Source organism: Desulfitobacterium nosdiversum (genome assembly GCF_049860565.1).
GTDB classification, from domain to species: domain Bacteria; phylum Bacillota; class Desulfitobacteriia; order Desulfitobacteriales; family Desulfitobacteriaceae; genus Desulfitobacterium_A; species Desulfitobacterium_A nosdiversum.
This window is the reverse complement of record NZ_CP172056.1, coordinates 638,440-664,202: the sequence shown is the minus strand read 5'-3', so window position 1 is coordinate 664,202 and position 25,763 is coordinate 638,440. Positions and strand designations below refer to the sequence as shown.

General features: G+C 42.9%; 22 protein-coding genes and 1 other annotated feature (1 of these 23 running past the window's edge). All 22 genes read left to right on the top strand.

The features are described from left to right. Nucleotides 1–45: a binding site (T-box leader), on the top strand (it extends 193 nt beyond the left edge of the window). A 39-nt stretch (nt 46–84) separates the two neighbouring features. Then, a complete protein-coding gene (gene thrS / locus ACHOLT_RS03180; RefSeq protein ID WP_425805736.1) occupies nt 85–2,001 on the top strand; it encodes a threonine--tRNA ligase in 1,917 nt (638 codons plus the stop codon). A 664-nt stretch (nt 2,002–2,665) separates the two neighbouring features. Further along, entirely contained in the window at nt 2,666–3,199 is a 534-nt protein-coding gene (gene infC / locus ACHOLT_RS03175; protein WP_425805735.1) for a translation initiation factor IF-3, read from the top strand. Between the two features lie 21 nt (nt 3,200–3,220). Then, nucleotides 3,221–3,418 (top strand): 50S ribosomal protein L35, encoded by a 198-nt coding sequence (gene rpmI / locus ACHOLT_RS03170; RefSeq protein WP_425805734.1) that lies wholly within the window; start codon nt 3,221–3,223, stop codon nt 3,416–3,418. A 108-nt stretch (nt 3,419–3,526) separates the two neighbouring features. Then, the gene (gene rplT, locus ACHOLT_RS03165) at nt 3,527–3,889 is read left to right on the top strand and encodes a 50S ribosomal protein L20 (protein ID WP_425805733.1); all 363 of its coding nucleotides are present in this window, start codon (nt 3,527–3,529) and stop codon (nt 3,887–3,889) included. A gap of 66 nt (nt 3,890–3,955) precedes the next feature. Beyond that, a complete protein-coding gene (locus ACHOLT_RS03160; RefSeq protein WP_425805731.1) occupies nt 3,956–4,741 on the top strand; it encodes a TrmH family RNA methyltransferase in 786 nt (261 codons plus the stop codon). 441 nt (nt 4,742–5,182) lie between these two features. Next, nucleotides 5,183–6,205, top strand: coding sequence for a phenylalanine--tRNA ligase subunit alpha (pheS, locus tag ACHOLT_RS03155; protein ID WP_425805729.1), 1,023 nt, complete (start codon nt 5,183–5,185; stop codon nt 6,203–6,205). A gap of 12 nt (nt 6,206–6,217) precedes the next feature. Beyond that, nucleotides 6,218–8,620, top strand: a complete 2,403-nt coding sequence (gene pheT / locus ACHOLT_RS03150) for a phenylalanine--tRNA ligase subunit beta (RefSeq protein WP_425805728.1) — start codon at nt 6,218–6,220, stop codon at nt 8,618–8,620. A gap of 42 nt (nt 8,621–8,662) precedes the next feature. Further along, nucleotides 8,663–8,920 (top strand): cell division protein ZapA, encoded by a 258-nt coding sequence (locus ACHOLT_RS03145; RefSeq protein WP_425805727.1) that lies wholly within the window; start codon nt 8,663–8,665, stop codon nt 8,918–8,920. Between the two features lie 137 nt (nt 8,921–9,057). After that, a complete protein-coding gene (locus ACHOLT_RS03140) occupies nt 9,058–9,951 on the top strand; it encodes a metalloenzyme (RefSeq protein ID WP_425805726.1) in 894 nt (297 codons plus the stop codon). 342 nt (nt 9,952–10,293) lie between these two features. Continuing rightward, nucleotides 10,294–11,982 (top strand): GspE/PulE family protein, encoded by a 1,689-nt coding sequence (locus ACHOLT_RS03135; protein WP_425805724.1) that lies wholly within the window; start codon nt 10,294–10,296, stop codon nt 11,980–11,982. Further along, nucleotides 11,969–13,078, top strand: coding sequence for a type IV pilus twitching motility protein PilT (locus ACHOLT_RS03130; protein WP_425805723.1), 1,110 nt, complete (start codon nt 11,969–11,971; stop codon nt 13,076–13,078). Before ACHOLT_RS03135 ends, ACHOLT_RS03130 begins: the two co-directional genes overlap by 14 nt. Then, on the top strand, nt 13,059–14,261 hold the full coding sequence (locus tag ACHOLT_RS03125) for a type II secretion system F family protein (protein WP_425805721.1): 1,203 nt from the start codon (nt 13,059–13,061) through the stop codon (nt 14,259–14,261). Before ACHOLT_RS03130 ends, ACHOLT_RS03125 begins: the two co-directional genes overlap by 20 nt. A 26-nt stretch (nt 14,262–14,287) precedes the next feature. After that, entirely contained in the window at nt 14,288–14,692 is a 405-nt protein-coding gene (locus ACHOLT_RS03120; RefSeq protein WP_425805720.1) for a type II secretion system protein, read from the top strand. 67 nt (nt 14,693–14,759) lie between these two features. Beyond that, nucleotides 14,760–15,131, top strand: a complete 372-nt coding sequence (locus ACHOLT_RS03115; protein ID WP_425805719.1) for a type II secretion system protein — start codon at nt 14,760–14,762, stop codon at nt 15,129–15,131. Then, nucleotides 15,097–15,636, top strand: coding sequence for a DUF4860 domain-containing protein (locus tag ACHOLT_RS03110; RefSeq protein ID WP_425805718.1), 540 nt, complete (start codon nt 15,097–15,099; stop codon nt 15,634–15,636). Before ACHOLT_RS03115 ends, ACHOLT_RS03110 begins: the two co-directional genes overlap by 35 nt. Before the next feature lie 82 nt (nt 15,637–15,718). Beyond that, a complete protein-coding gene (pilM, locus tag ACHOLT_RS03105) occupies nt 15,719–16,729 on the top strand; it encodes a type IV pilus assembly protein PilM (protein WP_425805717.1) in 1,011 nt (336 codons plus the stop codon). 5 nt (nt 16,730–16,734) lie between these two features. Then, complete coding sequence (locus tag ACHOLT_RS03100; protein WP_425805716.1) at nt 16,735–17,286, top strand: PilN domain-containing protein; 552 nt, start codon at nt 16,735–16,737, stop codon at nt 17,284–17,286. 7 nt (nt 17,287–17,293) lie between these two features. Beyond that, nucleotides 17,294–18,586 carry a hypothetical protein gene (locus ACHOLT_RS03095; RefSeq protein WP_425805715.1) on the top strand — a complete coding sequence of 431 codons (1,293 nt, stop codon included), beginning with the start codon at nt 17,294–17,296 and terminating at the stop codon, nt 18,584–18,586. 5 nt (nt 18,587–18,591) lie between these two features. Further along, nucleotides 18,592–19,431, top strand: a complete 840-nt coding sequence (locus tag ACHOLT_RS03090) for a type IV pilus modification PilV family protein (protein ID WP_425805714.1) — start codon at nt 18,592–18,594, stop codon at nt 19,429–19,431. A 24-nt stretch (nt 19,432–19,455) separates the two neighbouring features. Beyond that, nucleotides 19,456–21,885: a DUF2572 family protein gene (locus tag ACHOLT_RS03085; RefSeq protein ID WP_425805712.1), complete on the top strand. Its 2,430-nt coding sequence runs from the start codon at nt 19,456–19,458 to the stop codon at nt 21,883–21,885. A 14-nt stretch (nt 21,886–21,899) separates the two neighbouring features. Next, nucleotides 21,900–24,680: a DUF5057 domain-containing protein gene (locus tag ACHOLT_RS03080; protein WP_425805710.1), complete on the top strand. Its 2,781-nt coding sequence runs from the start codon at nt 21,900–21,902 to the stop codon at nt 24,678–24,680. 37 nt (nt 24,681–24,717) lie between these two features. Further along, nucleotides 24,718–25,527, top strand: a complete 810-nt coding sequence (locus tag ACHOLT_RS03075) for a prepilin peptidase (protein WP_425805708.1) — start codon at nt 24,718–24,720, stop codon at nt 25,525–25,527. Nucleotides 25,528–25,763 lie beyond the last annotated feature (236 nt).

The window sequence follows — 25,763 nt, the reverse complement described above, 5'->3', positions numbered from 1 at the left end:
TTATAAATTTGGGTGGAACCACGGGAATCAACTCTCGTCCCATTGCGGGACGGGAGTTTTTATTATTTTAGGGGAGTGAAACTAATGGTTAAAGTAACATTAAAGGACGGATCAGTACGTGAAGTTGAACAAGGAACTACGCTTGCAGGATTGGCTGCCTCAATTTCACGCGGCTTAGGAAAAGCAGCGGTAGCAGGTAAGATCAATGGCGAGGACAAAGATTTATCATATCCCTTAAATGAAGATGCAGAAGTCGAGATCTTAACTCTGGACAGTGATGAAGGATTGAAAGTTCTTCGTCATTCTTCTTCCCATCTCTTAGCTCAAGCTGTGCAAAATTTATTCCCAGGAACAAAACTGGGAATTGGACCGGCCATCGCCAACGGATTTTATTATGATTTTGATTCAGAACACGTATTTACACCTGAAGATTTAGAAAAAATTGAAACCGAAATGCACCGTCTGGCTAAAGAGGATTATCATTATGAGCGCCGTGAAGTGTCACGCCCTGAGGCTTTGGACTTCTTTACCGAGCGTGAAGAGAAATATAAAGTTGAACTCATCGAGGATCTGCCGGAAGAGGCCACGATTTCGATGTATACCCAAGGTAATTTTACGGATCTTTGTGCTGGACCTCATATTCCATCCACAGGCAAGATTAAGGCATTTAAGCTTCTTAACTTAGCAGGGGCTTATTGGCGGGGTAACGAAAAAAACAAGATGCTGCAGCGTATCTATGCAACATCTTGGGCAAAACAAGCTGATTTGGATGATTACCTTTTCAAGATGGAAGAAGCAAAACGCCGGGATCATCGCAAAATCGGTCTGGAGCTCGATCTCTTTAGTTTGCATGATGAAGGACCTGGATTCCCATTTTTCCATCCGAAGGGTATGATTTTGCGGAACGAACTCGAAGACTTCTGGCGCAAAGAGCATCGGAAAAGAGGATATTCCGAAATTAGAACTCCAATTATCCTAAATCGCAGTCTTTGGGAACAATCCGGCCACTGGGATCACTATAAAGACAATATGTATTTTACGAAGATCGATGATATGGATTATGCCGTTAAACCGATGAATTGCCCCGGCGGTATGATTATGTATAAAACCAAGCTCAGAAGTTATCGTGATCTGCCCTTAAGGGTAGGAGAGCTAGGGTTAGTCCATCGTCATGAATTATCGGGTGCGCTTCACGGTTTACTCCGGGTACGGAACTTTACCCAGGACGATGCTCATATTTTCATGCTTCCTTCTCAAATCAAGGAAGAAATTATTGGAGTTATTGATCTTGTTGATTACTTCTATAAAGTTTTTGGCTTTAAATATAATGTTGAGCTTTCAACCCGCCCGGAGGACTCCATGGGTTCTGACGAAGCTTGGGAGATGGCAACCAATGCCTTAAAGGATGCGCTTGAAACAAAAGGACTTCCTTATACCATCAATCCTGGAGACGGCGCCTTCTACGGTCCTAAAATTGACTTCCATCTTCAAGACTGCCTGGGACGGACCTGGCAATGCGGGACAATTCAGCTCGACTTCCAAATGCCGGAGAAATTCGATTTAACGTATATTGGCGAAGACGGTCAAAAGCATCGTCCAGTTATGATTCACCGTGTTGTTTATGGAAGTATCGAACGTTTTATCGCCCTCCTTACCGAGCAATATGCAGGTGCCTTTCCAACCTGGCTGGCTCCGGTTCAAGTTCGGCTTCTGCCTATCAGCGAAAAGCATCAAGCGTATGCAAAAGAAGTCGCCAGCAAGTTAATTGATCTCGAAATCCGTGCCGAAGTCGACGAACGCCGTGAAAAGATCGGTTACAAGATCCGTGAAGCTCAAACCGAGAAAATTCCGTTCGCCCTTGTCGTCGGTGACCAAGAAGCCGAATCAGGATCTGTTGCCGTACGTCGTTATGGTCAAGGAAACTCCGGCGAAAAAATGTCCTTAGATGAATTTATCGCTATGATTAAAGAAGAAATCGCAAGCAAGAAGACTTTGGTTTAATCGCAGTAAGTACAAATCAAACAATCTCTAATGAGTAGGATTAAAACACATTAATGGGATAAAACACAGAACTGTACGGAGCTTTGAAAAGACTCTAAGTCGAAAGCTAATAAACTATAAAGGCTAATGAAGCTATAAAGCTTTATAGCTAATATAGTTGAAAAAGACCTATAAGCAGTAGCCTTCTCACACAGACGTGAACGATTTTTGCGGAGGGGCGCTTAAGCGCACGACGCTTTCGTAGCATAGCGTAGCCACTGGTTCGCTTCAGGTATTACCCTGAGGTTTGGCACGAAAGTGTCCGGTGGACATTTTCGCTCGAAGCGGCTATCTCCAAAGAATGCTTATCCGCTGAAGATAGCTGCTACGAAAGCGGGTGCGCAAGCCCCGGAGCGACTAAGTGAGCGGATGTGTGAGAAGCTACGCGACATTCACTAACTTGACTGTTACTAACTTAGCCTAAGATTTTTTTACAATATGAATTAATTTGACAAAAGCATCTTAAACAAATATAATATTGAATGTTCAAGAAGAAGCCATCCGCTTCTCACCTCATGGCTCAAGTCGATGAGGTATCTTCGAGTCTTGAGTTTATATGCTCATGATTTGCTTATGAAGACGGGTGGTAGTTCGCCCGTCTTTTATTTATTTAAAAGGAAATTAAATGTGGGGGTGGTTTGCTATTAGTAAGGATTTACGGATTAATGATGAAATCCGGGCTCGGGAAGTTCGCCTTGTAGGTGAAGAGGGGGAACAACTCGGGATAGTACAGCTTAGAGAGGCTCTCCAAATTGCTATGGATAAGTCTGTAGATTTGGTCGAGATCGCTCCGACAGCTAAGCCGCCAGTTTGTAAGCTCATGGATTATGGGAAATACAAATATGAGCAGGCTAAAAAAGACAAAGAAGCCCGCAAGAAACAGCGGACGACAGAAATCAAAGAAGTCAAATTGCGTCCTAATATTGAGAATCATGACTTCGAAACAAAAGCACGCAATGCCCAACGCTTTTTAACAGATGGCGATAAGGTTAAAGTAACAATTATGTTCCGCGGACGGGAGATTACACATCCCGACTTAGGAAAAACGTTATGTTTACGCCTTGCGGAGTTCTGTAAAGCAGAGGCTAGTATAGAGCGTGAACCTAAGCTGGAAGGGCGTAACATGATAATGATCTTGACGCCTGTCAAACATGACTAACATGAGAGGGGGATCACCCAAATGCCAAAAATGAAAACTCATCGCGGAGCCGCGAAACGTTTTAAGAAAACAGGAACGGGTAAAATTATGCGTTTCCATGGCTATACAAGCCACATCCTGGAGAAGAAATCTCCGAAACGCAAACGTAATCTTCGCAAATCAACGGTTATGCATAAAACTGATGCAAAACGCATTGCCCGTTTGGTTGCATATCTATAATCTCAAAGCCGGTTGTCGGGATAGGGGTTTAGAGAGTTACCGCTTAAAGGTTACTCTGCCTTAGTCCGATAGGACAACCCTATTAAAACGAATAAGGAGGTCTTCGCTATGGCCCGTGTTAAAAGAGGGGTAACGAAGCATCAGCGTCATAAAAAAGTTTTAAAACTGGCTAAAGGTTTTCGTGGTGCTAAGAGTAAACTCTTCCGCCCTGCAAATGAACAAGTTCTGAAATCCTTAGCCTATGCATATGCTCACCGTAAAGATAAGAAAGGTGATTTCCGTAAATTGTGGATTGCTCGAATCAATGCAGCTGCCCGCATGAACGGTCTTTCTTACAGCCGTATGATGAACGGTTTAAAAAAGGCTGGCGTATCGGTTAACCGCAAAATCTTAGCTGAGCTTGCGATTAACAATACTGCTGCTTTCACTGAATTAGTCAATGTAGCTAAAGCGCAAATCAACGCAAAATAAATCAAAGGGTGCATACGCACCCTTTTCGTATATATGTATCAACCATGACTGACGGGGTGAAAAATAATGCTGACCTCACTGCAAAATGAGCAGGTTAAACATATTGTGGCTCTGCAAAAACGCAAAACGCGCAAGGATCATGGAGAGTTTCTGATTGAAGGCTGGCGTTTTGTTGAGGAAGCCGTCCGGCGAAAGGCGGAAATTCGTCAGATTTACGTCTGTCCTGAAAAAGAAAAGGAAAACTGGTCCTCGCTTCAAGATATTCTTCATGAGCGCCGAGTTGCAATCATCGAGGTTGATGAAAAAGTTCTGCGGAAGATGAGTGATACGGAAGAACCCCAAGGCATAATTGCTGTCGTTGGAGTTAAGAATCTAACCTGGAGCGATTTGGAGATTGATTCGCAAACCGTACTATTAATTGTCGATGGAATTCAGGATCCTGGGAACCTTGGGACGATTCTTCGCACTGCGTTAGCGGCTGGAGTCCATCAAGTATGTTTAACAGCAGGAACTGTAGACCTTTATAATCCGAAGGTTTTACGCAGTACAATGGGGACGGTGTTTGGTTTAAAAGTTTTGACGGATTGCTCCCCTCAGGATGTGGTCGCTTTTGTTCGGTCCAAAAGCATAAAAATTATGACTGGGGATATTGAGGGGGATTCTTTATACGAAACGAAGTGTTTGTTTCCACTGGCTTTAGTTGTAGGTAATGAAGGAAATGGACCTTCAGAAGTTTTTCGTTCACCTGAACTAACCCGCGTAACCTTACCCATGAGCAATGAGGTAGAATCTCTTAATGTGGCTGTCGCGACAGGAATTATCCTCTATGAAATAGCTCGCAGAAAGGTGTAACATTAGGGGTTAAGCGGCTTAATTCCTTGTCAAGCGAAAAAGGAAATGATATAATTTCTTAGAATATTATTAAACAGTATACAGATTTTTGAAAATGCGATGATCAGGATAAAAGGAGACTTGCTTTCTAGGGAGGATTGGCCGTAGACTGAAAGCCAACTAAGTTAGACTCCACATTCAAAGTGAATGTTGAATTTCGCCTGAGAGCGGCTTGCTGATGAGGTGAGCCCGGGTTCCTCCGTTAAAGGGAAAATCAAGCTGCAGCTCATTGGGCTGAATCAGGGTGGTACCGCGAGTAATTCTCGTCCCTATTGGGGATGGGGATTTTTTTAGTTATAAGGCATCTTTTTTACAGGTTAATCCTTATAAGGGATAGGGAATCATGAAAATGCCTATTTTAACGCTTACCGGCAAAAGTTTTCAATATTTAGGAGGGTTAATGTGAAAGAAGAAGTTCGTCGTATTCAAGAAGAGGCACTGGCCGAACTGAAAAGTTTGACCTCATTGGAAACACTTCAAGATTTAAAGGTTAAGGTTCTGGGCAAAAAGGGATCTTTAACAGCCATGCTTCGGCAGATGGGAAAATTAAGCGCTGAAGAACGGCCTATTTTTGGACAGGTGGTCAATGAAACACGCGATCTTTTAGAAAAAGCTTGGACTGAGCGGACTAAGGAATTAGAGGAAACCGCTTTACAGAAACAGATTGAAACCGAGCGTTTAGATATTTCTCTGCCCGGAGTTCGGTTATCCCGAGGCCATCAGCATCCGCTGACACGTGTCATTGAAGAAATGGAAGATATCTTTTTGGGTATGGGCTTTCAGGTAGCGGAGGGTCCGGAAATTGAAAGCGATTATTATAATTTTGAAGCCTTAAATCTGCCGAAAGAGCATCCGGCTCGCGAAATGCAGGACTCTTTCTACATCACAGAGGAAATTCTGCTGAGAACACAAACCTCTCCGGTACAAATTCGGACCATGGAGCGGATGCATCCGCAGCTGCCGGTAAAAATTATCGCTCCAGGGAAGGTTTATCGTAAAGACGATGACGCAACTCACTCGCCCATGTTTCATCAAGTCGAAGGACTTGTTGTTGACCGGGGAATTCGGATGTCAGACTTAAAGGGAATCCTTCTGAACTTTTCCAGGCAGATGTTCGGCGAGTCACGTGAAATTCGTTTGAGACCCAGCTTTTTCCCCTTTACAGAGCCTAGCGCGGAAGTCGATGTTTCCTGCATGCTATGCGGAGGTTCCGGCTGCCGTATTTGCAAAGGAACGGGGTGGATTGAGATCCTTGGATCGGGAATGGTCCATCCTAAGGTGTTGGAGAATGGGGGATATAACCCTGAAGAAGTCACGGGTTTTGCCTTCGGTATGGGCGTAGAGCGCATTGCTATGCTCAAGTACGGAATCGAAGATATGCGACTCTTATTCGATAATGATTTGCGCTTTTTGCAGCAGTTTTAAGGAGGCAGAGGCATGAAGGTTAGTTTGGAATGGTTACGCGAACTTATTGATGTAAAAGTTCCTGCGGAGGAATTAGCCGAGACTCTCACCCGCGGCGGGATTGAAGTCGAGGGCGTAGAGCATTTAAATCAAGGATTAGAGCCAATCCTTGTCGGAGAAATAGTCCGATTAGAGCATCACCCCGATGCAGATAAACTTTGGATCTGTGATGTGAATCTCGGGGATCAAAGCGTTCAAATTGTCACAGGTGCCCAGAATCTCCTGGTTAATGATAAAATCCCCGTAGCTGCTCACGGAACAACACTTCCAACGGGTCAAAAAATCCGCAAATCAAAACTTCGCGGAGTGGAGTCGAATGGAATGCTCTGTTCTACGGACGAACTTCTTTTGAATGCGAGTTTTGGTGATCCTCGGAGTGAAGGCGGAATTATGATTCTTCCTCCGGAAACGCCGGTAGGGATTAGCCTAAGTGAGGTCATTCAAGGGGATAGTGTTCTTGATCTTGAACTCTATCCGAACCGCCCGGATTGTTTAGCGATGGTCAATGTGGCGCGTGAGATTTCTTCATTAACAGGAGAAAAAATCCATGTCAATTGCTGGGCGGAAACTGAGCAGGGACCGGATTATCCTGCGGATACGCAAACTCAGATCATTATTGAAGAACCGGAACTTTGCCATCGTTATGCGGCCCTTTTGGTTGAAGATGTGAAGATCGAACCTTCTCCGGACTGGATGCAAAAACGCTTAAGCGCAGCAGGAGTTCGACCGATCAGCAATATCGTAGATATTACGAATTATGTGATGCTTGAAATGGGGCAGCCGCTCCATGCCTTTGACCGGGACAAAGTTTCCGGGGCTGTCCATGTCCGCCGCGCCCGCGCTGGGGAAAAACTCATGACTTTAGACCATGCGGAACGGACGCTTGATCCTGAGATGCTTCTGATTGCGGATGATAAAGAAGCACTTGGCTTAGCCGGAGTCATGGGGGGATTAGATAGCGAAATTACGGACTCAACAACCCGAATCTTGGTTGAATCCGCTCATTTTTCCAATGTCAGTATTCGCCGTACGAGCCGCCGCTTAGGACTGCGTTCCGAAGCTTCCAACCGTTTTGAAAAAGGAATCAATGTTGCCGGAATTGCCGCAACGTTAGGGCGGGTGAGCGAACTTATCCTTCAATTAGGAGCAGGCCGTCCGGTAGGCTTTGTCGAAGAATGCAAAATTTTGCCGGAAGCCCGTACCGTAAAAATTACTGCTGAAAATACAAGTGCTCTTTTAGGAATGAGCTTTAGCCTAGAAGAAATATCGTCGGTATTAGATCGGCTTCAGTTTTCGTATGAGCCTAAAGATGGAGGTTTCCTCGTAAAAGTTCCCTCCTATCGTTCAGATATCCAAATCGAACAAGACCTTATTGAAGAAGTGGCGCGTCTAACCGGATATGACCGCATTCCAACGACACTGCCTCGAGGAAGCCAGACTCAAGGCCGCCGGACTCAGGAACAGGAGTTTCGGCGTAAGCTGCGGCATTTAATGGTGAACTTGGGGATGAATGAAGTACTGACCTATTCGTTTAATCGTCCGGATGCCGATAAGGCATGGGGACAGGCAGAGCGCGGAATTCCGCTGATGAATCCTTTGCGTGAAGAGTTAAGCGTGATGCGGACTTCGCTGCTTCCAAGCTTGTTAGAGGTAGCCGCTCGCAATGTGACACGCCGAAATTTAGATGTTCGGATTTTTGAAATCGGAAATGTATACCTGGGGACAGGAGAGCCATTAACCGAGTTGCCGGAAGAACGGCTGCGGCTTGCGGGACTTCTTTATGGCAAGCCTTCACGCCACTGGCTTAAATCGTCCAATGAATATAGCTTTTACACGGTAAAAGGATTGATGGAAGAGGTCGGTCAGGAACTTGGCATCAAACTTGAGTATCGAGTTCCGAAAAATACCGAACTTCTTCATCCGGGACGTTCAGCAGAAATATATCTGCAAGGTGAAAAAGTTGGTTTCATGGGTGAACTTTACCCAGCCATGGGCAAGGAGTCAGGACTGGAACATGCCCTCGTTTTTGAGCTGGAACTCAAGCCGCTGTTTGATGCCAGCGATAGGACGATTCGTGCAGCGTCTATTCCGCGTTTCCCTGCCGTTCAAAGGGACTTAGCGGTAGTTGTGGCCAAGGATATACCTGCTCAGGCTGTTATGGCACGTATCCGTGAGCTGGGAGGAAAGCTTTTAGAGAACGTTGATATTTTTGACGTATATACTGGCAAGCCGATTCCTGAAGACCGCAAGAGCTTGGCATTTGCTCTGCGTTACCAATCCTTGGAGCGGACGCTGACAGATGAAGAGGTTACCGCTTTAAATACAAAGATTCTTGAGGGAATCGAGAAGGAATTTGGCGCGGAGTCACGAAAATAAGCTGTAGAAGTATCAGAGAAATGGAAGAAACGCAGGTGGCTTATGTCGAAAGAGGATGGCAAAGTAACTGTGGAGATTTTTGGGGAAACACATGTTATTAAAGGCGCTGAAGACCCGGAGTATATACAAAAGATAGCGCATGAGGTCGATAAGAAAATGCGTTTGACAGCACAGCGTTTTCCTCGTCTAGCTGCGCATCAGATCGCTATTCTCGTCGCGCTTAATTTGGAAGATGATTTAGAAAAACTCCGGAAAGAGCAGGAAACATTGATGGAGCTGTTAGGAGAAAAAACGGAGTAACGGAAAGTAAAAGAACGAATGGAAAACTCAAAAACGAGTTCTGCATCAATAGGGTGCGGAACTCGTTATTTTTGCTTTTTACTCCTAATTTGGATAAACTAGAGAAGGAATAGTGTGAAGCGATTTAGGAGATAAAAATGCATTTTGTTATGATTTTTTTAGATGGTTTTGGGCTGGGCTCTGAGGAAAATAACCCTATTGTATCAGCTCGGACTCCCAATATGGATCAATTACTCGGCGGACATCTTCTTTGGGGTGATCGCTTCATTGCTGCAGGTAAGAGCAGGTTAACTTCCTTAGACGCCACTTTAGGAGTGCCTGGTGTTCCTCAAAGCGCAACCGGGCAGACGACGCTGTGGACAGGCGTGAATGCTTCGAAAGTTTTGGGTTATCATCTGAATGCATATCCTAATCAACAATTAGCTCACATCATTGCTGAAAAGAGTATTTTTAAGCAGCTTGCAGATCGTGGTCAGCAAGGAATGTTTGCCAATACGTTTACCCCTTTTTATGAGCAGCAGATTGCAAACGGAAAGAAGCGGCATTCTGCTTCGACCTTATCGGCACTGGCAGGCGGAGTAAAATTGCGGCGGATTCCGGATCTCAGGGAAGGCCGAGCGGTATATTACGATATGACGAATGCTTTTCCGCGGGAGCTCGGGGAGGATGTTCCCTTAATCTCACCTGAACAAGCGGGACGAAACTTAGGCAAGTTGGCCTTAAATTATGATTTTACGCTTTATGAGAGCTTCCTAACGGATGTCTTTGGACATAAGCAAAAGTGGGCGGAATCCATCCGGTTGATTGAACAAATCGACAGCTTCCTCGGAGGTCTCATGGATACAGTGAAGGATGAAGATGTTGCATGGCTATTAACGAGTGATCATGGAAATATTGAAGATTTTAAGATTAAGGGGCATACCCGAAATCGTGTCCCGGCATTAGCTTGGTCAAATTCTAAAATCGAATGGCCTCAGTGGACAAAACTGGAGGATGTTACTCCAGGGATTTTAGAAATTCTAAGTATTTAATCTAGATGCTCATACCCGCCAGTTGCAGCTGGAGCATAAAATAAAACGACGGCTTGATAGTCTGTCGGAATAACATAGGTTTTTGTATCTTTAGTCCTTAACTGTTTTCAGTTGAGGACTTTTTATGTTCTTAAAGGTTAATAAAAATAGCATATACCCTACAATTTTCTCATAATTCCAAATTGACATACATAATAAGTTAGAAGTATACTAAATACTAATTAAGCGTGACAATTTTAATATAATCATAACAAATTTAATCTTATTGAAATAAAGGACTAATACCTAACAACATGCAACCCATCTCATCCTAATGTAAAAAATAGAGGAGTCCTGATAAGGTTGACGGATGGACGGTTTACGAAGAAGAAACTGGGCGAGATTTTAATTGAAGCAGGCAAATTAACCTCAGTTGAATTGGAAAAGGCATTGATGGAACAAGCAAGGACGAGGAAACTTTTAGGGGAGGTATTGGTTGAGCTTCATTTATTGACGGAGAATGAAATTTTAGATGCCCTTGCCGAACAATTATCACTGGATAAGATCGATCTTGAAAGAGAATTTATTAACCCAGAGGTTGCTCGCTGCATTCCCCGGGAAGTAGCAAAGAAATATAAGCTTATTCCGATTCGTGAAAGTAATAATAAACTCATTGTTGCCATGAGCGATCCCTTAAACATTTTTGCGGTAGATGACGTGACCTTTATCACTCGGAAAGTAATTCAGCCCTGTTTAGCCAGTAGTAATGCCATCGAAAAGGCCATTGAGCATTATTTCAGTAAGCAGACAACGGATAAAGCACTGGAAGATCTAAAAAATGAATATAAGGTTGATCTTGATGACAAGATTGATCAGGATGTTATCATTGAGGTTCAAAGCGCACCGGCAGTAAGGTTGACAAATTCGATTATAAACCAGGGTATCTCAAACAATGCGAGTGATATTCATATAGAGCCGTTTAAAAACAATGTTAAAGTTCGTTATCGAGTTGACGGTACACTCGTCGAAAGCATGGAAATTCCTAAGAGTCTTTATTCCGCTGTTTCAACGCGTATCAAAATTATCGCTGGAATGAACATCGCTGAAAAAAGGATTCCTTTAGATGGCCGAATTGAAATGACGGTTAATGGGAACAGTTACGATTTTCGTGTCTCCTCTTTGCCCACCGTTTTTGGAGAAAAGATCGTTATTCGCATTCTTAACGGCGACAGTTTCCTCTTTAATCGAAGCGGGCTTGGTTTTACCGAATATGAAAATACATTGGTTGACAGTATTTTGAATTCTCCGTATGGAATTATTCTCCTCACAGGTCCGACGGGAAGCGGTAAATCGACGACACTTTATACCATGCTTCAAGAATTAAATACATCGGATAAGAACATTGTCACTGTAGAGGATCCTGTTGAATACACGTTGCATGGAATTAACCAGGTGCAAGTCAATAAAAAAGCCGGGTTGACCTTTGCCTCAAGTTTACGAAGCATTCTAAGGCAGGATCCCGATGTCATCATGATTGGGGAAATCAGGGATGAAGAGACAGCGCATATTGCGGTAAGAGCAGCCATAACCGGGCATCTTGTGTTATCAACGCTCCATACCAATGATGCACCGAGTACTTTGGCGCGGTTAGTGGATATGGGGGTTGAATCCTATTTAGTTGCGGAATCCATAGTAGGCATTATTGGGCAGAGACTTCTGAGAAGGCTTTGTCCGTTATGTAAGCAAGAATATGAACCCGGAGAAGGTGAGAAGAAAATATTAAAACAGAAAGATCTCCCGAAACTATACCGGGCAGTGGGATGCCCATCTTGCCACTATACCGGCTATAAGGGACGTCACGCGATCCATGAAGTCTTGATACTTAACAGTAAATTACGAACTTTGATCGAAAAAGGAACGAATGCGGAAGAGTTGCGGGGTATGGCGCTTGAGAATGGAATGGTTCCACTTTATGAGAATTGTAAACAACTCGTATTAAAGGGGGTGACCACCATCAACGAGATGGTTAAGACAGTCTATGCAAGAGATTAAAACGATCGATTTGGATGCTATGCTGGAGTATGCTGTAAAGATGGAGGCAACAGATATCCATCTTACGGTAGGCAGTAAGCCTATGCTGAGGTTGCAGTCATTTTTGCAGCCGATTGAAAGCTTGAAGACTGTATCACCAGAAATCACACGTGAAATTGCGGATTCTTGCCTTGATTGTGAAAGGATAGACCTTCTCAAGAAAAACGGCGTTGTTGATTCATCGTTTTCGAGAAATGGCTTAGGCCGCTTCAGGATTAACATTTTTAAACAGCGTGGAACCTACGCCGTGGCCATCAGAATTCAGCCGTTTATTATTCCCAAGTTTGATTCTTTGGGATTACCGCTGGTCATCAAGAATTTCGCCCGCCTTAAAAAGGGACTGGTACTGATTACGGGGGTTACGGGAAGCGGAAAATCGACAACATTAGCCAGTTTAATTGACGTAATCAATGAAGAACGACAGTGCCATGTGATAACAGTAGAAGATCCCATCGAATATTTGCACAAGCATAAACGGAGTATTGTCAATCAGCGGGAGATTGGTCTTGACGCTCCCACATTTCAAATCGCTTTGCGCTCGATTTTACGGGAAGATCCTGACGTCATTCTGATTGGGGAAATGCGGGATATGGAGAGCATTAGCATTGCTTTAACCGCAGCCGAAACGGGACACCTTGTTTTTTCAACCTTGCATACGGTTGGGGCGGCAAAAACCGTGGATCGGATTATCGATAATTTCCCCCCGAATCAGCAAAATCAGATTAGAAATCAATTGGCAACGGTATTAGAAGGCGTTGTCTCCCAACAACTGGTGCCAAGTTCGGATCGAAGCAGATTGATCCCCGTTACAGAAGTTATGGTCGTAAATCCAGCCGTCAGAAACCTTATCCGCGAAGGAAAACCGCACATGCTGAACAGCATTATTCAGACGGGAGCTCAAGAAGGTATGCATTCCCTTGAGGCAAATCTAGCAGAATTATGTCTTAAAGATTTGATCACACGAGAGGAGGGATTTTCCAGAGCTCAAGATAAACAGTATTTTCAACAGTTCTTAGCTAAAGGTGGTAAACACGAGCATGCCAACATTTACATATAGAGCAAAAAACTTAATTGGGGAACAAATGTCGGGGACGCATGAGGCCGCAGATGTTGAAGCGCTCACGGCCATGCTGCGGGAGCAGGGATATTTTCTGATTGATGTGCAAGCCGAGGGCAGGGTGCTTAGCCTGGACGACCTTTTTCAACGGATAACCATGAAGGACATTGCTCTTTTTTGTCGTCAGTTCTCAGTTATTATCAGTGCAGGGATCACGATCGTTGATGGAATAGGGATTTTACGCGATCAGATGGAAAAGAGAAAATTGAAGACCGCGTTAGAGGAGGTTCATGAAGAACTGCAGCGCGGAAGAGTGCTTTCTGCCGCCTTATCCGATCATACAACGATCTTTCCTGAATTTATGATTAACATGATTCGAGTGGGAGAAGCGAGCGGAACGCTGGATGTTATCATGAATCAACTTGCTGATTTCTATGAGAAAGAAAATAAGATTCGCCGCAAAATCCGGACGGCGATGACTTATCCGCTTATTCTGTTTTTTCTCACCGTAGGTGTCGTGACCATGCTGCTTATCAAGGTTTTGCCAACCTTTGCCGGGATTCTGCAGTCCATTGGCGGTGACTTGCCGCTTCTGACGAAGATTTTATTAGGAGTTAGTGAATTTTTTGTTAAACATCTGATCATGCTGACGCTAAGCGGAATTGTATTAATGGGTGTTTTGTCATATTTAGCCCAAAAGAGTGAAGTCAAATATTGGCTCGATTCTATGAAGTTAAAACTTCCGCTGCTGCGGAAGACGACGGTCAAGGTGATCACATCCCGGTTTGCCCGGAGTATGGGAATCTTGCTCAAGAGTGGTATTCCGGTTATTTCGGCAATTGAAATTATGAGTAATTTATTAGGGAACCGGGTTGCTGAACATAAATTTATTGATTGCTGTGTAGCGGTGAGAGAAGGAAAGGGGATTGCCGGACCGATTAAAAAAGTCGGACTTTTTCCGCCTCTTTTGATCCATATGATCACCGTCGGTGAGACGACGGGTGAACTGGATGAAATGCTCACGCGAACAGCCGGCTTCTTTGATGAGGAGGTGGAGGAAGCGATAGAGAAACTGACGGCCGCAATAGAACCCGCCATGATTATTGTTATGGCCGTGGTTATCGGTTCTATCGTGTTGGCAATTATGCTGCCTATGGTGAACATCATGAAGTCGGTTTACTAAAACTAAAGATTCAGGAGGGAAAAATCATGACAAATGCACTTATTAATCTGAAAAAGAACAAAAAAGGCTTTACCTTGGTAGAATTAGTTGTAGTTATCGCTATTATTGGTATTTTAGCAACTATTCTAGTACCAAGGTTCATTGGGTATACGGATGATGCTAGAGAAAAAGCGACTATATCAGAGGCAAAAAATATCAGGACTATTGCCGACACATATTATGCTAAAAACGGGAGCTGGCCAACAGTAACGAAAAGTGGTAGTACCTACAAAGTTGGGGATAACGCAACTGCATTTGACGGCGTGATAAAAGACTTTGTTTCTGGAGTGGCTTTAGATAATAATGTTTCATTAACTTCTGATGGTTCTTTTAAATATACAAAGAATAGTGTGACTGCAATAGTAGATGCAGCCGGTACTATAACGCACTAAATCGTTATTTAGAAGTAACGTTATGGCCCGGTGGCAATAACGTTACTTCTAAAAGAGGTAATGGATATTGGCAAAGCATAATGGATTTACTTTAATTGAAATAGTTATTGTGCTGGGAATCATCAGTATTACGCTGAGTATTGCCTTCCCCAGCTTGGTGTGTATCTGTAATGATACAAGAGAGACGGAGCGTGCCCGCCAGGAATATTCTGTAAATAAGGCTCTGCGGGAGTATTATGCACTGACCGGCGCCTATCCTAATCCGAGACACGATTCCTCAATGCCGAATCTAACTTCGGAAGAAATAAATCGTTTGGAGGATGCTTTCCAAGAACAAACCGGAGTTAATCTGGACATTGCCCATTATTCCTATACCTATAATGATACTAACGGAGACGGAGCCTATGAAATTAGTTCAATCAAGGCGGAAAGAAAATGAGCCGGTGAAAGAGCGATCAGTTTCCAGGAAAAACAGCAGGGGTTTTATGCTTAGCGAACTGATCGCTGTTTTGGCGATCATGGGTATCATAGTGGGTATGCTCGTATCCATGATGCGGACCGGGGGAACAATCTTCAGAAATGCTTATGACAGTGTGGATGCTCAAAATGATGCCAGAGTCGCCATGTCCTATTTAACTGTGAAAATCAGGCAAAATGATGCGCACGACGGGATTGATGTTGATTTGGCTTCCAATTCGTTTCCAGTCTTATCAATTAAGGATACCCAAAATACAGGTTTAACCTATTGGATTTATTTTGCTACAGGCAAATTAAGAGAGCAGCATGCTGCAGCCTTTAATAATACTGATCTCAGTTCAGGAACGGAAATTTCAACAATCAAAGATCTAGAAATGAAAAAAACAGGTGCAAAGATCGATCTGAAAGTTACTTCTGCCGATAATTCGGTGGATTTAAACCAGCAGGTTACTTTGCGCTCGCCTTAATAATGGAGCCTACGGTATTGGTCTAGCAGGAAGAAGATCTGATGGATTCGACAGATAAGGATTTCTGACCGGGAGGAACGACATGTTTAGGGATAAAAAGGTCTTGGGTATCGATATCGGCTCGCAGAACATTAAGCTCGCACTGATCAAGCAGGGCAGTCAGCCAGAGCTGATGGCTTGGGCGATGGTACCGACTCCGATAAATTGCGTACAGGATGGTATGATTCTAAATAATCAGGCCCTGGCAGAGGAAATCAAAAAGGTTATTAAAGAGCATAAACTGACGGCCCAAAAGGCGGCTGTCAATCTGAACGCATCAAGCATCGTGGTTCGGGAGCTTCGGCTACCGGCCCTTGAGGATAAAGAAATTAAACCGGCAGTTCGGTTTGGCTTATCCCAAAGTTTTCCGGACATAATCCAGACCCATTCTCTAGCGTTTAAGATTTATAACCGAACAAGCGAGTCTCTGGAGGGAATTACGACCTTATGTCCGCGCAAGATCATTGAGGATTATCAGGAACTTGCTGAAAAAGCGGATATTTCTCTTAAATATTTGGATGTTAATGCCAATAGTCTAGCCAAGGCCTACAAGAGTTTTGTGGATTTTCCGCAGACAGGGAACTCAGCCTTGCTTGTGGATATTAGAACGAACATGTCACAGGTTAATGTATTGCAGGAAGGGAAGATTATCTTAAGCCGAAATGTTACAGGCGGGTTGGCTTCTGTCGATAGTCTGGTTGAAAAATACTTTAATATGGCCCCAGAAGAGATTGCGGCGGCTCGCCTGAATGGTTATCAAAATTTGTCCCTGGGTCGGGAGGAAATCGATGCCTGCATCCGAATCGGGTATGCTTTCCTTGAGGATCTGATCAGGCAAACCCTTGAGTTTTGCAGCTATAACAAAGTGAAAGAAGGCATTAACAGTATCAGTCTCTGCGGAAGCGGCAGCGTATTTCCAGGATTGGAGAGTTATTTCAGCGCAATCTTTAATCTTCCCGTCCATTTAGCCCAAGCTAAGCATGTTTCCCCTGAAGCCTCGGAACAGTTTTACATTTTGCTGCCAGCTATTGGTGCGGCTTTGCGGGAGGACTAGAAAACATGAATGATATTAATCTGCTGCAAAATGAGCAGAAAAGTCAACGCGGGTATCAAGTGTTCGTTAAGCCTTCCATGATTATCCTAATAGGAGTTTTGTTGGCGTCCCTGTTGAGCTGCGGCATATTGGCCTTAATCGAGTGGAAGATCAGCAGAGATGGAAAAGCGATCGACCAGAAGATTAGAGCCTATGCAGCTATTGAAACAGAAAAGAAAGATATTCAGGTGAAACAGGAGGAAATTGCTCAGATGTCAAGCTTTATCAAGACAGTGGTTGCGAATACCACGATCAATACGCATATTTTGGATAGAGTTGCCGGAGTTATGTCGGAGGATGTGTTTATGCTTAACTATTCAGTGGACAAATCCGGGAATTTGAATCTGGTCGGAAAATCGAAAGATATTAACGATATTGCTTATTTCGTTTACAAACTTAAGGGAACGGGGCTTTTCACTGATGTGTCTCTTACGAATATCAACAATACAAAAGGGAGCAATTCTAATTCCGGAGCAGATATCTATGATTTCACAGCAGTGTTAAAGCTTAAAAGGTGATGTCAACATGTTGAAGCTTGATTTATCGTCCAACAAGAAATTAAATCTACTCAGAGGTAAAAAGCTAAACCCTTTTAAAAAGAAAAAAATAAACTTAAAGGGAAAGCATTTATTGCTTTCTAAAAGGGAGTTTATTTTATTAGGTCTCTTGATCTTTATCTTAGAGGGTTATGTCCTAGCTCATTATCTGATTATCCCAAAGTGGCAGCAGTTGAGCAGTGAACGAACCCATTACCGCGCTCAACAAACGCTATTGATGAATCTGAACAAGGATATGGCGAATAAGAATCAATTTGACGAACAGCTTAAACTTCTGGATTATAAGCTGAATACTCTTCGAGCGGAGCTGCCGTCTAATTTAACACAGGAAGATATTATCCTCAACGTCAATAAATATGCCGGTGAAAGACAACTGATGATTAAGGGCATAACCTTCACTAATGTATCAATGCTCAGCAAACAAGACTTTGCTGCAGGAAAAACACCGTCTGCTCAATCACAGAATAACGGAAACAACAGTGCTGCGGCCCCAACTCCTCCGGCTAATAATAGCAATACAGCACCTCAAAACGCCTCCGGTATGGTTTTAGTCGACGATATCAATATTTACTTCTCCGGAAGCTATGAAGCCTTGTATAACTTTATAAGCGACTTAGAAAAGAACGAGCGTCGGATTTTGGTTAGAGGGATCACCATTACTAAGGGTGATAACAATGCTTTGACAGGTGAGCTGGCTGTGGAATATTTGGGGTACAAGGGTCAGGACGATAATAGCAATTATCAGATGGAAACCCCTGCGATCAATGGTAAATTCGATATATTTGCTGCTTTCGGAGGTATAAATAACGCAGCTGCACCTGCACCTACAGCGAGTGCAGCCCCTGTTAAAGCATCAAACCCTAATCCTAATTTTTATCTTATCCTGAATACCTATGATGATAATGCTCCAAAAGTGATTATGGGGGATTATACCAAGGACGGAACAGAACTTTACAGTAATACCAATGACAAGGTTAGTGGCAAGTTGACTGTCAGCGGCAGTTTGGGCCATTTTTCCTATGTTTATGCTCTCGGTACAACGACCCAGAGCAAGGAGGGAAATCTGATTTTGGACGGAGGGAAATTGAGATTTGATGTCATTTCCCAGCACCGCAAGAGTGCAGGAGACAAGGTCAGCTTGGATATGATGGTCGAAAATAATACCGACTATCCATTGGTTGTTAATATTATCAATGATGACAAAGATACACCGCGTTTTAATTTGGTGAATAAAAGCGGTAATGTAACCGTAAACGGGTGATTTTAATGAAACTTGACAATCGGGGGTTTACACTGGTTGAAACCATTGCTGCGCTGGCTATTGTGGCCATTGTTTCGTCTGTAATCTTCCAAATGTTTGTGTTGTCAGGGACTTTCAATCAAAAAGCAAAAGAGATGGATATTGCCAATGTGATTGCAGTTAATCAGGCCGAAGCCTTTAAAAATGACCCTGATATCGATCCAATGAAATACAATACAAGTACATATTACAACAGGGCAGGTGTGAAGTTGGCGGATTCCACGGGAGCTGCTTTCAGGGTTGACAGTAATCTAACATCTATACCAAGCGGCGGTTCGGGGAATGTGTATTTACCGGATTCCGCCACCTCCTTGGATTTAGCAGCCTATACAGACGATAGCGGAGCGGTTACAGATTGTGATGTGCAGATCTCCGAAATCGAAGAACAGGCAAACGATGGAAGTAGCAGTCAACAGATAAAATATATCATTAAGGCCAAAGCACATGATGAAACCTCATATACGGAATTAGACAGAGTGGATTCTTCAAAAATAAAAAATAACCTAATCCCGATTCAAGTTAATTTTCCAGCTGGGGGAACGTACCCTCGAAATATATATGTAACCAATAATACCTCAAATGCCGAAGCAGAATTTTATGTCTTTAATGCTCAAGTCGAGAATCCGAAAATTACTTCTGATCAAATCGTGATCCTTAATACTGTCCGAGGAACCGTGGACATATCCTATGTTCCTGTTACTAGTTCCACTGACTTGGGATATCAATTAGATCTCGAGGTTTATCGTTTAAACGATAGTTCGAACGAAAAGTTGCTCAGTTATTCCGCTAATAAGTATCTTCATTAAGGAATTAAGACTGGAGATATGAATATGACACAACGGGTATGCACTGTTTCTGATCATGAAAAAGGGAATACCATGCTTTTGACGCTTGCAACCATTACGGTGCTGATGACCTTCGGGGCAGTTTCCATGATGACCGCACTGGCCGGTGTCCAGATGGGTGCTAAATATATGAACTGGTCTAAGGAATATTATGAATTGGATAGCAATGCGGAAGATCAGGTGAACCAATTAAACACGTTGCTGCAAGAGGCGGAAATACGTGCTCAAAATTATATGGCAGCTCAATACTACTTAACGGATAATCCTGTGGATATCTCATCTGACGAATTAAGAGTTTCCTTAGATGCTCAGACCTATATTAATGGCCAGTGGAAAAGCAAAGTCGAACCTTATTTGACGGACATGAGCGATAGTCCTTATCAAGAAAATAACAAGGAATTTGTGCAGGATGCTTTAAAAAGACTTTATTTCAATTATGCAGCCGAATTGCTTTCCAGTAACGGATATACGAAGGTTACCTACCTAAAGGACTCTAATGCAACGTTGAACGATTACCAGAATGCGCTGTTTGATGGCGGGACAGATGGGCAAAAGGCTTTGGATGAGGGCAGCCTGGCCGTAAAATTGGAGACGAAAAACAACATCAATCCGGATACCGTTAGCGGTAAATCCGTATCGGTTAAGTTGAAGGTGCAGTATGCTTTTAATGCGTTGCCGCAGACGAAGAAGTTCACCATCAAAGGAAATCCTGTCTGGGCCAATGCAATTACTGCCGCCGGCAGTATTGGCTTTGAGCAAGGAACAGGAACTACCATTAACGGGGATCTTTTTGCAGCGGACAAGGACGAAGACACGATTTTAAACGATAATGTTGTGCAAAAGGCAGGAATTTATAGTGCCGGTGCTGATGTGACAATCAATGGCAATGTCTATTCCAAAGGCAATTTGCATATCATCGCGAGTGACAGCAATCAGAGTGCCGGAATAACAGTCGCTAAATACCCCAATAATTTAAGCATTGATATGAAAAGTAAAATCTTTTCCAAAGATAATTTGCCAAATAATTTGTTTTTTGATACTCAAGCAGCCGACTGTGATTCAAGCGTAAATCTTCAGGATTATACTCAGGACTCCATACCGGACGGAAAAAAGTACATTCCTTTTGTATATAAGGACGCAAACGGGGGAAATGTTTACTGCAACAGCCTGTCTATTGACGAAAGCTATGAGGGACGGAAAGTTGATCAAGGCCAAATTGAAGTCAAAGGAAATGTCAGCACCTATGATGATATTCAAATGGATGGCACAAATTCCGAAATCACAGTGGATGGAAACTACATCGGAGTTAATTCAACTGCAGCCAATGGGAATCCGAATGCCAGCAGCTCAGTCATTAATAATTCGCCCGAATCCAGCACGATAAACTTCAAGGGCAATTTTATCGTACCAGGAACGGCTTTTGTTCAGTACAACGGAGTAAAGAAAAATGGAACAAGCAGCTTTGCGTGGGATAGTAATAATTTGTTTTATCAAACGGGTGAAAGTATAACAGCCAGAAATGGTGCCCTCTTTAGTTCCTATTTGGACAATGTGTCCGAGTCTCTCGCAGGGACGTACAATTATGTTTATGATCAATACACAACGGATCCGCAGACAGCGGATGAGAGTAAAATCAAATCCTTCTATTTGCTGCGGGGAGAGAATAGGAGTGAACCGGGTTCAGATATTCTCGATGCTAAAATACGTCAACTTATGGATTCTCTGGCAAATAAGGAGTTTGTGACTCGCATTTTTTCCGGATCAACCGTTAAGGGATATTCTCTTGGCGCAGCAATCGTACATCAAGGGCCCAGTCCTAAAGCCAGTGTTTTTAGTTCAAATTCAATTTCCAACTACGTGGATAACCAGTTAGCATATGATACCTTCAAAAGTTATTTGAGCAATATCTTTGTTGCCAAGACCCAGAATCTAGGCACCGCAAATAAACAAGCGATTCGTTTCAATACAGATTTTGTGGATAAGGCAGTGGTGCTTGATCCTAATGATTCCGGCAAGCTGCGTTCCGGAGTTGCCGCGACCTTTTCAAAGCTGCCTTATTCCTTTGTTTATATTAAGCAGAATACCGATAGCACTACCAGCTTGGAACTTTCGGGTGATCGCAGTGGGATCATTTACTGCGAAGGAAATTTGAATCTTTATGGCAATGGGTCATTCAAAGGGGCAATCATTTGTGAAGGCAATGTAACGGTATCAGGGAACCCAACAATTAGCTATGATGAGGGTGTAATTCGGTACATTTTAAGAACTAACGGCGTTGCCAGAGCATTTTTTGCTCCGGGAGAAATGGGCACGGACTATAGTATGAGCTATGAAACAACGGCCTCTGATGGAGGGATGCGCGACAAAGGGGCGGTACGTTATTCAGTTCTTGAATGGAAGGAAGAACAGAACTGATTTTTCAAATAAAAATGGAAAAGGGAGGTGAGCTTGCAGATAAGCTGCAAGTGACGCGTATGATGAAGAAAGTCAAAAAGTTAGGGCCGATTATATTAGCTTTACTCATAAGTTTGACTTTCCTTCCTATACCCTATGGGGTGGCACCGGCTCAGGCTCAGAGTGTTCGGGCGCTGGAAGTATTGGAAGTGCAGCCGGGAACGTCATACGATTTAACGAACTTTGATTGGTCTTTCATCCCTGATCGTACGGTGCATCTGACACAGATGTCTATGCCTGAATTTATTAGTAAAATCGACGAAATCAACGGTAAATATGATATTGTCTATATCGGCAACAATACGGGCTCTTTGCTAAACCCAGCATCTTATTCCGCCTTGGGAAGTGACTTCGGCATTACTATTCTTCCTGAGGGTGGAATAAATGGTATTTGTTCAAAGGAGTATTACAGCGATAATGATATCACGAATAAAAGAGCTGCGGTTTTGAAGGACTTTATCAGCTCAAAGCAGCTGACTATTTTCGATCAAAGCATATTCAACGCTTGGTCTTGCCTGAAAGATACAAAGCTCTATCAAAATTTTCATAGCGATGTCAATAATGCCAACTATCCTAATGTTGTTTTAGTCGATACTTCATTTTGTTTTTGTAAAGCGTCAAATGTAAGAACTGCTTTTTCGGTTTATATGAACAACAGCCAAGTCGCGAAAAGACCTGAACTTACTTTAAACAGTAAACCAAGTGAATATGATGGCACAGACAAGAGTTATCAGAAGGATAAGTCGATGGGCTTTAATTTTGACATCCGGAGTAATAGCAGTACCAACGATTTAACGGTAAAACTATACCAAGATATTAACGGAGACGGTATTTTCAAAGCAAAAGATGATTATGCGGGTCAATCTGAACAGGTTTATGAATTGGATCATCGCAACAGCGGTACGGGCTGTACGGTTAATTATCGTTTGCCGGATACCTCGATTGGACTTGGACTGCAGCCCTGGAAGCTGGAAATAACCGATAATGGAACAGGAGCAAAATCCTATGTTACAGGAGCGACTGCATTTAAAGCAGACAGCGGCAATGAATTGAAAATTCGGGTTTTACAACTGAAACCGAGCGGAAATACATTTTCCGTTTACGATGATCTAAAGAATGCAAATGGACAAAATTTACTGTATAAAGAGGGAGTTTATAATATTTCGGTTACAGAAATGAGTGTAAGCGATTTTAATGCGGCGTATGCTGATTTGCAGTTCGGCACTCCGCCCAGCAAGCCCGCCAAGGTTAACGGTGAGAATAAAACGGCACCGACAGATTTAAATGGTAACTATGACATGGTCATTATGGGCTTTGCGGATATATATGGAGGTAATGATTTAACGAATAATAATGCACTTCAGGCTTTGCAAAATTTTATCAAAACGAACCAAAGTGTTATGTTTACTCACGATACGCAGACATACGATGTCAAAAGTCCAGGTACATGGGCCTATAATATGACTCAAAATTTCCGCAGTCTTTTAGGCCAACAACGTTATTACCGCACGGCACCGGACTCCACGCGATATTATGATCCCATGCCGAATGCCTGCAAGGATTCCTATGGTTTTAGCAATTTGACGCTGGATCGCGCTAACTTTGGATTAAAAAACGGTTTGGTAACGTTTCAGACGACGACTCAAGCCCATAAAATCAATGATAATTTGGTGACTCAATTTCCTTTTATTCTCGGGGATATTCAAGTCGCACCTACTCATTTTCAATATTTTCAATTGGATTTAGAGGATGAAAATATTGTTCCGGTCTATACTCTGAAAAATTCATCACGGAGCACCATTTACGCTCATCCGGGCGACGGACGAAATGACTATTTTACGTATACTAAAGGGACGATTACTTTTTCGGGAACAGGTCATAGTCGACCGGATTCCGTCGAAGAAGATAAAATGTTTGTCAACACGATCATTAAGGCTTCGCGTGGGGCCAATCATGCGCCAACGCTGGAGATCCATGGAATTAGCGATGGGATGAATATTGCCACTGTATCAACGAGTATTGATTTTTCTTTTAAGGCCACAGACATTGATCTCAGGGATCAATATCTAAATGCTGATATTGAACTGGCAACGAGTCAGGATGGATCGAATTTCAGTGACTATCAGAAGGTTAAATCCTTTAGAGCGGCAGACGATGTTAATTCAAGGTTGCAAAATGGTGCAATACAGCCGGTCAGCATTGCGAAAACAGCCGATCCGAATATTAAAGCCTACAAAGTTAAAGTCGTTGCTTTTGACGATTCGAATGCGCAGGTGAGTCAGGAAGTTCTCCTCAATAATGTGGATGAAAATATCATTCAGAACCCGAGTATAACGTCGCGGAGCGGGTATTCGCAAATGTCTGTCATTAAGAATGAGGCACTGCAAACCAATATTGGCTTTACACTAATCCGGCCGGCAGCCTCTTTCAAATTGGATTTGGCCAATAGTTTAAGTGGAAGTACGATGGACGTTGAAATTTCCAAGGTGTTATGCGACGGTAAGGAAATCGAATTTAATGTGGATAACGGCGACCATGAAAAAATATATCCCAAGGACTCCGCTTTTCCGGATGGTACGTACACAATATATGCCGCAATAACCTTGGGAGACGGTGATATGCAGGAAGGGCAGAGTTTTACGGTTACATTAACTCATCAAACGTCAGCGCAGGATGCGGTTAATCAATCTGAATATAATATCACTTCTGAGCCATCGCTGAAAATTTATGTTGTTTCGTCCCCAAAACTTCATTAATGGGGTAGGGTTAGAAATTTTAAAAAGGATGAATGATATGGAAGTTACCTACGGTGTGCTGGTCTTTATCGTAGGTTTAGCGATAGGATCTTATCTTAATGTTTGTATTTTTCGAATTCCTAAGGAAGACTCCACTGTATTTCAGCCGTCCCGCTGCCCAATCTGTAATACGCGACTAAAGCCTGTGGATCTTATACCGCTCTTAAGCTACCTGTTGGCGCGTGGAAAATGCCGGTATTGCAGGCAGAAGATATCCCCTCGTTATTTTCTCGTGGAGTTATTAGCGGGTATACTTTCTGTGGTTTTGTATTTTCAATGGGGATGGACGATTGATCTGGCTGCTTTCCTATTTTTGAGCTATGTATTAATTGTCGTTTTGTTTATTGATGCGGAACATATGATTATTCCGGATGAACTTGTTATCGCCGGTCTTTGCGCGGGAGGAGTCCTTTTAATCTACAATTTGTTCAGACCGTTTCAGATTTATGCTGACCGGAATTGGTGGAATCCATTGCTCGGTCTCGTTATTGGCTCAGGTTTTTTGCTGGCTGTTTTATTGATCGGAACAGCTCTTTACAAAAGTGATGAGGTTATGGGCCTGGGTGATGTGAAGCTGATGGCGCCGATTGGTTTGTTTTTGGGCTGGCGCATGACCTTACTCGCACTTTTTATTTCTGTTGTTCTGGGAGGACTCTTTAGTCTTGTGTTAATTCTAATCGGGAGGGCTACCCGAAAAAGTGTTATTCCGTTTGGTCCTTTCATTGTTCTTGGAACCTTGATCAGTATATTATGGGGTTGGAAAATTGTTCATTGGTATTTAGAGATAGGGCATATTATGCTGCCTTGATAAAACTATACTTTTTCTATATACTATTAAAATGACAGCAAGAGAAAAGAGTATTTCATTCTTTGGTTTTTGGCTGAATACCTGTATAATGAAAACATAAAAAAGAAAAAGAGGACGTAGCTGGGGTAATTAAGTGATTAACCGTAAGTTACGTCCATTTCAATAACGTTTATAATTTAAAAAGGTTGGACTTATTATGGGTTTAAGAGCATCCCTGAATGCTCGAAGTTATTTTG